Source organism: Mesorhizobium sp. WSM4823 (assembly GCF_055811195.1).
Genome location: NZ_JBVVQL010000016.1, coordinates 52747 through 65656 on the forward strand (window position 1 = coordinate 52747; position 12910 = coordinate 65656).

The 12910-nt window shown below is 60.0% G+C and carries 12 protein-coding genes; 11 read left to right on the plus strand and 1 reads right to left on the minus strand.

What is annotated here, in order from left to right; genetic code table 11:
- Positions 1 to 113 precede the first annotated feature (113 nt).
- The 8 genes from AC0L26_RS27900 to AC0L26_RS27935 all read left to right on the plus strand — a co-directional run bounded on the left by AC0L26_RS27900 (position 114) and on the right by AC0L26_RS27935 (position 8152).
- Positions 114 to 1112 carry a polyprenyl synthetase family protein gene (locus AC0L26_RS27900; RefSeq protein ID WP_473635494.1) on the plus strand — a complete coding sequence of 333 codons (999 nt, stop codon included), beginning with the start codon at positions 114 to 116 and terminating at the stop codon, positions 1110 to 1112.
- Positions 1109 to 1417, plus strand: a complete 309-nt coding sequence (locus tag AC0L26_RS27905; protein WP_473635457.1) for a hypothetical protein — start codon at positions 1109 to 1111, stop codon at positions 1415 to 1417. Before AC0L26_RS27900 ends, AC0L26_RS27905 begins: the two co-directional genes overlap by 4 nt.
- The gene (locus AC0L26_RS27910; RefSeq protein WP_473635458.1) at positions 1414 to 2964 is read left to right on the plus strand and encodes a hypothetical protein; all 1551 of its coding nucleotides are present in this window, start codon (positions 1414 to 1416) and stop codon (positions 2962 to 2964) included. The genes AC0L26_RS27905 and AC0L26_RS27910 overlap by 4 nt, the downstream gene beginning before the upstream one ends.
- On the plus strand, positions 2961 to 3854 hold the full coding sequence (locus tag AC0L26_RS27915) for a terpene synthase family protein (protein WP_473635459.1): 894 nt from the start codon (positions 2961 to 2963) through the stop codon (positions 3852 to 3854). The genes AC0L26_RS27910 and AC0L26_RS27915 overlap by 4 nt, the downstream gene beginning before the upstream one ends.
- Before the next feature lie 85 nt (positions 3855 to 3939).
- Complete coding sequence (gene fni / locus AC0L26_RS27920) at positions 3940 to 4989, plus strand: type 2 isopentenyl-diphosphate Delta-isomerase (protein ID WP_473635460.1); 1050 nt, start codon at positions 3940 to 3942, stop codon at positions 4987 to 4989.
- A 512-nt stretch (positions 4990 to 5501) separates the two neighbouring features.
- Complete coding sequence (locus AC0L26_RS27925) at positions 5502 to 6692, plus strand: hypothetical protein (RefSeq protein WP_473635461.1); 1191 nt, start codon at positions 5502 to 5504, stop codon at positions 6690 to 6692.
- Between the two features lie 68 nt (positions 6693 to 6760).
- A complete protein-coding gene (locus AC0L26_RS27930) occupies positions 6761 to 7258 on the plus strand; it encodes a GNAT family N-acetyltransferase (RefSeq protein ID WP_473635462.1) in 498 nt (165 codons plus the stop codon).
- A gap of 510 nt (positions 7259 to 7768) precedes the next feature.
- Positions 7769 to 8152, plus strand: coding sequence for a hypothetical protein (locus AC0L26_RS27935; protein ID WP_473635495.1), 384 nt, complete (start codon positions 7769 to 7771; stop codon positions 8150 to 8152).
- On the opposite strand, the gene AC0L26_RS27940 is transcribed toward AC0L26_RS27935, so the two are convergent.
- Positions 8141 to 8485, minus strand: a complete 345-nt coding sequence (locus AC0L26_RS27940) for a hypothetical protein (RefSeq protein WP_352938479.1) — start codon at positions 8483 to 8485, stop codon at positions 8141 to 8143. The two genes, AC0L26_RS27935 and AC0L26_RS27940, sit on opposite strands and share 12 nt — an antisense overlap.
- Before the next feature lie 179 nt (positions 8486 to 8664).
- Between AC0L26_RS27940 and AC0L26_RS27945 the strand changes: the two genes are divergently transcribed.
- From AC0L26_RS27945 to AC0L26_RS27955, 3 genes are all read left to right on the plus strand, one after another.
- Positions 8665 to 9906, plus strand: coding sequence for an acyltransferase family protein (locus AC0L26_RS27945; RefSeq protein ID WP_473635463.1), 1242 nt, complete (start codon positions 8665 to 8667; stop codon positions 9904 to 9906).
- A gap of 1137 nt (positions 9907 to 11043) precedes the next feature.
- Complete coding sequence (locus tag AC0L26_RS27950; protein ID WP_473635464.1) at positions 11044 to 11757, plus strand: Crp/Fnr family transcriptional regulator; 714 nt, start codon at positions 11044 to 11046, stop codon at positions 11755 to 11757.
- A gap of 382 nt (positions 11758 to 12139) precedes the next feature.
- Complete coding sequence (locus tag AC0L26_RS27955) at positions 12140 to 12910, plus strand: response regulator transcription factor (protein ID WP_473635465.1); 771 nt, start codon at positions 12140 to 12142, stop codon at positions 12908 to 12910.

The following is a 12910-nucleotide window of genomic DNA, read 5'->3' on the forward strand; positions in this document are numbered from 1 at the left end:
CGTCTGGCGGGCAGCGGCGCCGGAAAGGCGCGCTGCACTCAGTGCGACACCGGTAATACCGCAGCGGTTCGGAGCTCGCAGTGGCCGTGTCAGGTACAAGGACTATGAACAACATGCAGACCGGTTCCACGCTACACAACGACCGAACTGGCGTTTCCGCGCCCGGGGAAATGGGCGCTCAGGCGCGCGGCGCATCCGGCAGGCTGCTGCCGGAGATCTGGATGCAGGACGGCGCAAAGCGGGTCGAACAGGCGCTGGCGCGTCTCCTCTGCGCCGAAAATGACGGTGAGACCGAGTTGATGGCGGCCATGCGCTATGCCACCTTGCACGGTGGGAAGCGCACCCGCGCCTTGCTTTGTCTGGCTGCCGGCGCACTGGCCGACACGCCGGCGCACATGCTCCACGACGTCGGCGCAGCCATCGAGATGATGCACGCCTGTAGCCTGGTCCACGACGACCTGCCCTCGATGGATGACGACGTGCTTCGCCGCGGCCTTCCGACCGTGCACGTTAAGTTCGGCGAAGCCACTGCGATCCTGGTTGGCGATGCGCTGCAGGCGCACTCCTTTCTGGCCCTGGCGAGGTTGGATGCGCCGGGCGACAATCGTATCGCGCTTGTGCGTGAACTGGCGCAGGCGGTGTCCGCCGAAGGTGCCGCAGGCGGTCAAGCCATGGATCTGTCGCTGGTCGGAAAGGACGTCGAGCTGGACAGGATCGTGGCGATGCACCGGATGAAGAGCGGAGCGCTAGTGCGCGCGTCCGTACGCATGGGCGCGCTATGCGCCATCGCGGAGGATGCCGCGCACGCTGCGCTGTACTGTGCGCTCGATCGCTACAGCGCCTGTTTCGGCCTGGCGTTGCAGGTGGTCGACGACGTTCTCGACGCGACAGCGGATACCGCGACGCTGGGCAAGACCCCCGGCAAGGACGCGGCAGCGCAGAAGCCGACCTGTGCCTCGATCATGGGGCTGCAGGCAGCGCGCCAGTTCGCGCTGGATCTATTGCGCGACGCCGGGGAGGCCATCGCCCCGTTGGGACCGCGTGCGGAACGGTTGGGGCAGATGCTGCAGCGGGCCAAAGCGTATCTCTTCAGGCACACGCCCGACGCATGAGCTCGCCCGTCCGCATGGAGTCGCCCCTGTGCCGCAGCGATCGGCCGGCGGCAGCGGTGCATGCTGCGCCGTGTCCGAGTCCGCGGCAATGGTCAGCGGTTGCCCAGCGCGGCCGCGGCGCACGGCGCGCTGCGCGCAAGCCTATTCGGCGGACCGGCGCCGGCATTGGCGCGCGTCCCCGCGCCGGAGCAGGGCTGCCGTCCGGGGCTGCACATGCGCCGGGCCGCGACGGCTGCGACGAGGTGCGCGGCGTCTGCCCGATCCTGATTCTCGTCAACTGCCTGCAGAAGGAACATCCCGCGTGAACGCGCTGTCCGAACAGATTCTTTCCGAACTGCGCCATCTGCTGAGCGAGATGAGCGACGGCGGCAGCGTCGGTCCGTCCGTCTACGACACAGCGCGAGTTCTGCAGTTCCACGGCAACGTCACCGGTCGGCAGGATGCCTACGCGTGGCTCATCGCGCAGCAACAAGCCGATGGCGGATGGGGAAGCACGGACTTCCCGCTGTTCCGCCATGCGCCCACCTGGGCGGCGTTGCTGGCATTGCAGCGTGCCGATCCTCTTCCCGGGGCTGCCGATGCAGTCCAGACTGCAACTCGGTTCCTCGAGCGCCAGCCCGATCCTTATGCGCATGCGGTGCCGGAAGACGCGCCGATCGGCGCGGAGCTGATTCTTCCGCAGTTGTGCAGCGAGGCCGTATCCTTGCTGGGCGGCGTGGCGTTTCCGCGCCACCCAGCGCTGTTGCCGTTGCGGCAAGCGCGCCTGGTCAAGCTAGGTGCGGTGGCGACGTTGCCGAGCGGCCATCCGTTGCTGCACTCCTGGGAAGCCTGGGGCACCTCGTCGACCGCCGCATGCCCGGATGACGACGGCAGCATCGGCATCAGTCCGGCGGCCACCGCCGCGTGGCGTGCGCACGCCGCGACACAGGGGAGCACGCCGAGGGTCGGGCGCGCCGACGCGTATCTGCAGGCTGCATCGCGGGCGACGTGCAGCGGCATCGAAGGTGTCGTTCCCAACGTCTGGCCGATCAATGTATTCGAGCCATGCTGGTCGCTGTACTCCCTGCATCTGGCCGGGCTGTTCGCGCATCCCGCGCTCGCCGAGGCGGTGCGCGTGATCGTCCTGCAGCTCGACGCCCGCCTGGGCGTACGCGGTCTGGGTCCGGCCTTGCACTTCGCGGCCGATGCGGACGACACCGCCGTTGCGTTGTGCGTCCTGCGCCTTGGAGGCCGGGACGTGTCGGTCGACGCATTGCACCATTTCGAAATCGGCGAGCTATTCGTCACCTTCCCCGGCGAGCGCAACGCATCGGTGTCGACCAACATCCACGCCCTGCATGCGTTGCGCATGTTGGGAAAGCCCGCCGCCGGCACCACCGCCTACGTCGAGGCCAATCGCAATCCGCACGGTCTATGGGACAACGAAAAATGGCACGTTTCGTGGCTGTATCCCACCGCGCATGCGGTCGCTGCGCTGGCGCAAGGCAGGGCCCGGTGGCGCGACGAGCGCGCGCTGGCGGCGCTGCTGCAGGCGCAGCGCCACGACGGCGGCTGGGGCGCCGGTCACGCGTCCACGTTTGAGGAAACTGCCTATGCGCTGTTCGCGTTGCACGTGATGGACGGGAGCGAAGGGCCGACAGGGCGTCGGCGCATCGCGCAGGCGGTGGCGCGAGCGCTGGAGTGGATGCTCGCCCGCTATGCGGCGCATGTGTTGCCGCAGACGCCGCTGTGGATCGGCAAGGAACTGTATTGCCCCACCCGGGTCGTGCGCGTGGCCGAACTCGCCGGGTTATGGCTGGCGCTTCGTTGGGGGCGGCGCGTTCTAGCCGAGGGACGAGGAGTGGCGCCATGATCCAGCCCGAACGCGCGCTGCCCCAGGTGCTGGAGTGGGGGCGTTCCCTGATCGGATTCGCCGACGAGCATGCCCTGGAAGCGGTCAGGGGCGGCCAGTACATCCTGCAGCGAATCCACCCGAGCCTGCGCGACACCAGCGCCCGCACCGGCCGCGATCCGCAGGACGAAACGCTGATCGTGGCGTTCTATCGCGAACTGGCGCTGCTGTTTTGGCTCGACGATTGCAACGACCTTGGCCTGATCGCGCCGGAGCAACTCGCCGCGGTAGAGCAGGCGCTGGGGCAGGGCGTGCCGTGCGCGCTCCCCGGATTCGAGGGCTGTGCTGTGCTGCGCGCTTCGCTGGCCGCGCTCGCCTATGACCGTCGCGACTATACTCAGCTTCTCGACGATACTCGGTGCTACTGCGCGGCGCTGCGCGGGGGAGACGCGCAGGCGGCGGGGGCGGAACGCTGGTCCTACGCCGAGTATCTGCAAAACGGCATCGATTCGATCGCCTACAGCAACGTGTTGTGTTGCCTGTCGCTGTTGTGGGGGCTGGACATGGCGACCATGCGCTCTCGCCCGGCGTTTCGCCAGGTCCTGCGGCTCATCTCCGCGATAGGGCGCCTGCAGAACGATTTGCATGGACGCGACAAGGACAGGTCGGCTGGCGACGCCGACAACGCGGCGATCCTGCTACTGCAGCGCTATCCGGCTATGCCCGCGTTGGAGTTCCTCAACGACGAGCTGGCCGGCCATACGCGCATGCTGCACCGGGTGATGGCGGAAGCACGCTTACCCGTGCCATGGGAACCGTTGATCGAGGCCATGGCGGCTATCCGCGCGCAGTACTACCAGACCTCGCCTAACCGCTATAGCAGCGACGCAGGCCAGCATGGGCCGTCCTGAACGCGCGGGAGGCGGGGCCGTGCGCGCGCTGCCATCGGTCCGATCCGCCGCAACGCCGTCGCCTGATGCGACTGATGGAGCGAGCATGAACGACACCGCCCTGAGCCAACGCAAGGACGATCATCTTGACATCCTACTGGATCCGCGACTGGCGCCGGCCACGGTCGCCGCCGGGTGGGAGGACATCCGTTTCGCACACTGCGCATTGCCCGAGTTGGACCTGACGCAGATCGACCTGCGTGCCTCGCTCCTGGGCAAGACCATGCGCGCGCCGCTGCTGATCAGCTCCATGACCGGCGGCATGCCGCGCGCCGAGACGATCAACCGGCATCTGAGCGAGGCAGCGCAAGCCTTGGGGATCGCCATGTGCGTCGGTTCGCAGCGCGTGAGCCTGCAATCCCGCAACTCTCAGGGGCTGACGCGCAAGTTGCGCCGCCTGGCCCCAGACATCCCCTTGCTGGCCAATATCGGCGCCGCGCAACTGCGCGAGGCCGACGGGCTGGACCTGGCGCGCCGGGCGGTGGATGCGCTGGAGGCCGATGGACTTATAGTCCATCTCAATCCGCTGCAGGAAGCGGTACAGCCGGAGGGCGACCGCGACTGGCGCGGAGTCTTGGCGCAGATCGCTCGCGTCGCGCGCAGCGTGGGCGTGCCCGTCGTGGCCAAGGAAGTGGGGTCCGGCCTGTCCGCGTCGGTGGCTTCTGCGCTCGTCGAGGCGGGCGTGGCGGTGATCGATGTCGCCGGCGTCGGCGGCACCAGTTGGGCCGCGGTGGAGGGCGAGCGCGCCCGCGATGCCGCCGATCGTGCAGTGGCGATGGCGTTCGCCAATTGGGGGATTCCGACCCCGGCCAGCGTGCAGGTGGTACGTCGGGCGCTGCCAGCGGTGAAGCTGATCGCGTCGGGCGGGATCCGCGACGGCGTCGACGTGGCCAAGGCCATCCGCTTGGGCGCGGACATCGCCGGGCAGGCGGCCGGCGTGCTGCGGGCGGCGACGGTGTCCACCGAGGCGGTTGTCGCGCATTTCGAGATCGTCATCCGCCAGTTGGCCGTCGCTTGCTTCTGCACCGGCTCGGCTGATCTGGCAGCGTTGCGGCAGGCGCGCTTGTTGCCCTCGACGCATCAGCCCGCCGGTTGATGCCAACGTCGCCCACGCGTTCGGCAGGCGCCTAGGCTAACAGAGTGCCTTTGTCGTGAGAGGTCTCGGCCTGCCCCACCGCTTCTAGTAACTACTTAGGGGTGATCTGTAGGACGCACGAGGCATCTATTTTCACGTGCTCGAAAACTGTCTTACAGTTCAGCCGTGTGCGGTTATAGACGGGGTTGTTCGAAAACCAACGCTGAGGCCGCGAGTATTCTGTCGGCGGGGCAGTCGTGCCATGTTTTCCCGTCTTCCAAGAGCAGCCCCGCAAAAACCTCTGTTGGCATGCCGGTTGCATGGTCGCCGCAAAGGACCCGCACGACCACGGGGTCTCGCAGTCCTTACGCCGGAGTTCAAATGACCTCGATTCGATCAATCGATGCCACAGACCTGCACCGTTAAGTCCATTCACCTTTGTCCGCGTCTGGAAATCACCGAGCGGGGCCGCTCGTCGAACTCCGCCACGCAGCCTTGAGTTCCCAGGAAAGACCCAAAGGAGCCCTTAAGAAATGAACGTGCCGAGTTATTCCGCGGCCTTGCCAGATCAGCGGGCCGTGCGGGGGATTTTCTCTCACCGAGCTGACAACATCAATCGCCGCCTGCGAATACGCCCGCTTGGCATTGTTAGCGATTTTGTCGCCGACCAACTCCCGCACCGTATCGCGGAGATCAAAAATAGTGAACAGCGAGCTGAAGCGGTCAAGGCGCTTGGGCGTAGCATTAGCAGGATGCTAGCGGGAGAGGACTACGAGGCGCACCTGCTGAATCTGACCCAGTCGGAGTTTGGAGTCGCCAAGACAGACATCCAATATCTCGTCAATATTGCTTACCAGATGTCTGCATTTGCGGGACTTAACCATGACGATGCCGAGTTAGCGGTAGGGGAGCGTCTGAGGCGTATTGCAGACTTAAGTTGCCAGCGGCAGCCTAGCGTAGATGTTCTTTCCTATGAAGATATGATCCTTACCAATCCAGTAGAGAGCGATCCGCGCGTATATTGTCTCGACTCAGCTGGCGTCGAGGAGCGAGATTTTTGCCTGGGTCACCAACTCATTGAGAGAGACTTGCAGTTTGCAATCGACACCCTGCTTGCGTTGCGTGACGAGGTCGGGGCGGATGCGCGCCAGTGTCTTACGCTGTGCCTAGAGCGCCTGGAGTCGGCGAATTACATTCTGACGCGCTTTCATGATTATATGTCGCCTGGTCTATTTGGCGAATTTCGCGAGTTCTACGGAAAAAACCCTTACAAGAATAGGCTGGCTCCAAGTGGCCGGTTCTCGGCCAGCGTTGTCGCGGTCTCTGTACTACTCGTCGGTGAAGAAATCTTCCGCCAAAAACCGCAATTCTATCGGGATGTTTATCGGCTGTCCGAATACTATCCCAGAGGATGCATTGGTGCGGTCTTTGGCTGGTTGTCATCAGACAAGAGGCGCGCGGGGGTCCGGCCAGGCTGGCTTGAAGGCAAAGCAGCCTTTCCTAAAATTGCAACCGTCTCGCCCGTCGTGGAGCGGAAAGGCACTGAAATCCGAGAGCTGTACGCATCCTGTGTCGATGCGCTGGATCGGTTCACCCGGATGCATCGGAAGACGGCTTTTAAACATACGATTGAACCAGGTCGCCCCATCGCTGGAGTTGAGGCGTCGGAAAGCATGGCCGCTGTGCTTTCACAACGGCTGCTAACGGCGGCGGATCAAAGCTAACTGGCGCAATTGTCTGCGTGAAAACTGGCGCGGCTCCAGCCCCGCCGGCGTTCAATAGGTGATGGTCGATGTCTCAAGACGACGTGGTCTTTCGTAGGTTTGAACGTGGGGATGTCGATAATGTATGGCACCTGCATAGGAGTGCATCCGAGGCTGTTGGTGTGTATGGTCCGGAAGGGGTGTGGGAGGATGATTTGCGTAATGTCGGAGAAGTATATATCGAGTCTGGCGGAGACTTCGTGGTTGGGCATATTGGTATCCAGCTCGCAGCTATGGGCGGATTGCAGCCTGTCGACGAAGAAATCGCAGGGCTCAAACGGTTGCGGGTCGATCCCGCCTTTCAACGACGAGGGCTTGGAAGGAGAATTCTTAGCAAATTGGAATCGCGAGCCGTTGCTCTCGGATTCAAATACATAGTGCTCGAGACGACCACAATCCAAGTAGGGGCTCAAAAACTCTATGAGACGGCTGGCTATATTAGCCGCGGGGAAGGGACGTTGCACGGATATACCGTGATCTTCTACAAGAAATGTCTCTCCGGCCACGATGGTGTTGGTTTCTGCTGAGTGTCCCACCATCCGCCTTTGTAAGGGGCGCGTCACGACGCGGAACCGTTGTTCGCCAAACCCGGGCTCTGCAACGAAGCCGCACCGACGGAGCGTACCCGCTGAGTTCGGAGCCGTCGTGCGGATTATGGCCGTCGCGTCCGATTCATAACATCTTGCGACTGAGCCGGCTGGGCTACTCGAAACATTCGCAATAGATGATGCAGTCAAAAGTGTGCATGCCGCAAGAGCGGCTACATTTGTGGTAGCCTTTTCAACAGCGTAGGAATCAGACGGTATTTTTGACGGTATATTGAGAAGAAGTTGACGAAATTTACACGAAGAATCATGTATTTAGCATCCCTGTTGATGATTGAGTGGGAATGATTTTTGCCTATCCGGCAGTATCCGAAACTACGCTACGGGTCGCCATGACCGGCTGATAAATCAGGATCTACGAGGAGCTCCACCCTCGATCTGTCGGGAGCCTGCACATGGCTCGCGCCCGAACTGGACGGAGACGGCGATACCCTGTTCGGGTTGGCCGATCTCGGGTACGGCTGTCCCGATCTCGGCATATTCTCCTGCGAGCCACATTGTGGATGTGCCTTGCCCATATCGACCAGTCGCCAGAACGACCTCTACAATTGCCCATCCAGCCATTCCCGCAAATCGCGGTCTTGCTCGCTTTCGGTAACAGGCGGCGAGGGCCGGATCCAGACATACCAGATGGCGGCAAGCACACCGGCAGCCCATGCGCCGGCGAATACATTCGCAATGAGGTCGATTGGAACCTCCCAAGCCGGCCGCAACATTAGCATGGGATCAATTAGAGGGACGACATCAATTAGGCGTACGGCAGGTACACTTTTGGCTGCAAGGCGCCGGTTCAAAACGAGCGGTCTACCGTCCTAACCAGCCCTTCTTTGTGATGACGCAGCCGGCCGAAACCCCGACGCTGCCGGCGATCGCTTTGATCACAGCGTCCTCAAGGGTAGGGTGGCGACTTGGGCTAAGCATCTGCAGTGCTTCGATGCCGAGTCCAGCCACGATCACCACGCTAAGCGCCAGCATCCAGTTGCGGTCGTAGGCGAGACCGAACAACAGACCGACGACAAGGAATGCGGCGACCCGTTCTGGCTCTGGGCCAAGGCCTGAATGGGGGCGCATTCCAATCGGCACAATCGTCGCGGCCATGATGGCGATGAGCAAGACCCATGCGGTTATTTTGAAGGCGGCACGAAGCATTCTCCATCATTAGCAATGATTGGAACGCAATGCTACTCCACTTACTAAGGGGTCGAGTGATCAATCTGTTCTAAAACCTCGTACAGAGAAGGTAAGGTGTAACAGGTCGGAGTATCTTCAGCAGGAAAAATACCATATCAGACGGGTAATCCATTTGGCCTATATCCGAATGTACTAGCATGTGCGAAGATGGATTCACGGTAATATTCCGCCTTGGCCGTTGGCAAGGTCCGGAAACATTGGAACGCAGTGTCCACTACCTCATCATAGATTTCTTACGCATTTTTGCAGCGATTTTGGTGCTGCTGAACCATTTCGCGACATACGCCTGGAACAGCGCGTCAGTCGCCGAGGGAAGCGATGTCGCCTTCGGTTTCCTGTCGGCGTTTGCCGGTTTGGGAGCTGTAGGGGTCGAGATTTTTTTCGTAATTTCCGGGTTTGTCATCGCCATGAGCGCCTCAGGCGAAGGGGGGGCGTCGCAAGCACTGCGTTTCGCACGCGTTCGCGCTACGCGCATATTGCCAGCCTTGTGGCTGTCTGCGCTCGTCAGCTTGGCCGCACGAGCTTTTTATGGCGAGGATTTGTCCGATCTTCTGATGGATTTTTGTAGATCTTTAATATTGTCCCCTAAAGGTCCCTATATCGACGGGGTAGTATGGTCTCTCGTCGTCGAGGCCGTATTTTATATATTGGTAGCCGCATCAATTTTGTCGAGATTTCGTCTATCACTCTACGATATTGCTAAAATAATAGGGTTTTCTAGCTCGGTATATATTCTCATTGTCTCGGGGCTACATTTGCTGCCACCGTCCACGCGGTCGGAGGAGGCGATTTCAGCGCTTTCACGGTTCCCCTTCAAACTGCTTCTGCTGCAGCACGGCGTTTTCTTCGCTGCGGGTATGGTCTTCTTTCTTGTCAAGAACGGTGGTGATGATCATCGTAAAATGGAGCGCCATGCGTGGAAGGCGGTATTGTTGTTGCTTTTCGGCAGTATGAGCACTGCGGAGATTTTCATTTCGGTTGAGCGCGACTATGCGTATAAGATCTCTGCCGTGGTAATTTGGTTGGCATGCATGTATGCAATGGCAAAAGGAATAAAGCACGGTAATTTTATTAAATATAAACTTTCTAATCATCAGAAGATAATAAAATATATCGGAGGAATGAGCTACCCAATCTATTTGAATCACTATTCCGTCGGTATGGTTGCGGTCTGGTGGCTATTTACCTTGGATTTTCCGGCGCCCATCGTCTTTGTGCTCTCCATGCTGTTCGTTTTGGGTTTGAGTATGGCTGTTATGTGGTTGGAAAAGAGGATTCAAAGCGCCATCAGAGGAGGGGGCGCTAAACCCGCCGCCAGACGCGATCACGATGGCGGTTTAGAGTCGCCGATGGGGGACCAGGAAACCCCACGCCTTTAGGCGGCTGGGATCACGGCGCTGTAAGCGTGGCAGCCGCATGGTTTGGGACCGCGCTGCATCGGAAAGGGCGCCGTGGGAACGCAACCGATGAGACGCGCATCCTACATCTACAACCAGGCCTGCCTGAACCAGGCGACAATTTCAGCGTGGCGTGCCTCAGTCCGCCAAGTGCGGACCAATCCCGCAACCCGAAGCCATCACCGGGTGTGGAACATTCACACTATGGACCGTGGCAAGACAGTTGAAGCGCCGCTCGCCCTAGGTGGTGGTCCATGATGCGCAAAAGCCGATGCGGCCGTTGGAACGGCTTCGGTTGGTGCCATCGGCTTTCCAGATGTCCTTTTGCGGGTATGTGGCGGGCGGTCTCTTCGCATTTGCGAAGTAATCGGGGAACCATAGCTACCGCGAATGGGGTATCTTGCCACTGTGCAGCGGCTGAAACCGGAATTGTTTGGGCCGAGGGTGGGGCATCAATCGGCCCGTCCAGAACTGCGGCGAAGGGTACTAGTTGGGCCGTAGTGGTCGTTCCGGATAAGCCCGCGCTCCCGTCCTTTGAACGTTGCCTGGGAAAAAGAAAATCTCGTGCCGGCCTCGTGGCGAGTTACTGGTCCTGTGAGGCAGTTCACCTACAGCGGTTGCGCTTGTAGCACTGCACTTGACGCGTGAATCGGTGCTCCTTACCAGGAGCCATCCGAAGTGTTATATCCGAATGAAATCAATGGGTACCCAAAGAAGTGGCCTGGTGTGGCCGACTGAACGAGCGGCGGATCCAGTCGGCAATGTCGGCGCGACCTCAAGTCAAAGCAGCGATGCTCGCCTCGGTCTGATTCCGGCGGATCAGTCACGCCGAATGCCATGAGCGCGTGTTCGAAAGTTGACGGCGAGTGGCAGATGTCACCGAGCGCTGGCGACCGCCGGAGACGTCGCGACGCGGAAGGGGCGGTGCAGAAAATCGGTCGAACTTTACGGTCAATTCGGATCCTATTTCGGGCTTGATCGGGCAGGATCCTTGCTTTCTTGCGAGAGTGCAGTGCAATATCATCCGATGGTTGTAGCCTGAGCAGGGTACTCAGCGCGTCAAAGCTGAAGTACATTTTCGCCTAGGGAGGTATCTAGGGGAGGATTGGCGGGGTTCGAATGACGTACGCTTCACGCCCTTTTTCGAATGGATATGAAAACGATCCGACGTCGGTCGGAGTCAAAAGCCACGATAAGGCGTATATTAAGGCGCTAGGTTTCGTGCCGAAGCGATACGAGGCGGAGACCGCCATCGTCAATCAGGGGGAGGGCGACGATCGGGTCTTCTTTATCGAGTCGGGCTGGGGGTGCATTTCCCATGATCTTGCCGGTGGCCAGCGACAGATTTTGGATTTCGCCCTGAAAGGCGATGTCGTCATGCCACAGATGTACACCGGTACTGCTTTTGAGACATTTGTGGCTCAAACCGACCTTGCGGTATTGGAAGCCTCCACCAAGACACTTGGTGCAGCGAAGTCGTCCCACATAGCTTCTCTTTTTCTCGAAACTATCGCGCGCCAGAGAGCGCTTGTTGCCCAACACCTCACCAACATAGGCCGACGCAGCGCCTTGGCGCGTACAGCGCACTTATTGCTCGAGCTGAGAACGCGCTTGGAGCGTGTCGGTGCTGTCACCCGCACTGGCTATGCATGCCCTCTCACCCAGTACGACCTCGCGGACGCGCTCGGCCTGACGCCGATCCATGTCAATCGGATGCTGCGGGAATTGCGGGAACGCAGGTTCCTGGAGTTCCGCCAAGGTCATGTTCGCCTGCTCGATCGACTGGGCGTAACGAAATTTGCCGAGTTCGATGACAGCTATATCTATGGTTGACGCCACATTGGCGCACGACGCAAGGCGGTGCGACGCGCCTCAAAGCCATACCGCCTCCGTGAAAGCCGGTTATCCTTATGGAGAGCGATATTTGCAGTTGGAAAACAACGCGAGGGTCCCGTTTCCGCTCGACTCGGCTCCTCCGAGACCAAATGAAGTAGCCAAATTTTTTTTTTAGATTTTGTTAACCTAAATTAGTGAAGGCATATCTTTTGGCCGATAACCTCGTCTACGCAATAGTGCTGTGACCGTGGCGGGGGCCTGACAATCTCACACTTATAATGAAGGTGGCGCGAGCGGAACATCGCTCGCGGGAAAGGTAGTTTTCCGAAGTCCCTCTCGTGCTGGTCTCTAAACGTGGGTAATGTTGGGGAGTAACTTCATGGTTGCGACAATTCAATTGGACACCAAATCACCCGGTGCGCTGGAATTCGTATCGCGGAAGACCGGGAATGGAATACATCTTCATAGACACGGCTTAGCCGAATCCTGCCTGGCTCTGGTGGATGAGCGAGTGCTTGACCGACAATGTCTTGCGCAATGCCTGACCGCTTATGGCATCGGGAAGGAAATCCTGTCGTTCGGCTCCATCGAAGAGTGGCGGCATCAAGAGATCGCGTTGTCGACGTCGGCTATTCTGCTGAACGTGGGCAGCCGAAAGGTGACAGACGCAAGGACCGGCAGCGAGATCGCCGATCTCGTGAATGAGGCTCACCCGGTTCCAGTGGTGATTTTGGCCGATACCGACGATTTAGAGCAGATTCTGAAGGCATTGAATTATGGCGCAAAGGCCTACATCCCTTCGTCGATCCGTTTCGAGATCTGTGTTGAAGCCGTAAATCTTGTCCTTGCCGGTGGCACATTTGTCCCTGCAAGCAGTGTGCTTGCCCAGCACAAGGCGATCGACACGGGTGTCGAAATGACAAGACCCATGGCGAGCGTGTTCACGGAGCGGCAAGAAGAGGTCGTCCAGGCCCTCAGGCGTGGGAAGGCGAACAAGATAATCGCTCATGAGCTCAATCTTCGAGAGAGCACGGTCAAGGTCCACATCCGCAACATCATGAAGAAGCTGAAGGCGACGAACAGGACGGAGGTCGTCTACAAGCTCAATGAGATGTTTCCTGGCGCCCAAATGTTGAGCCGATCAAGCTAA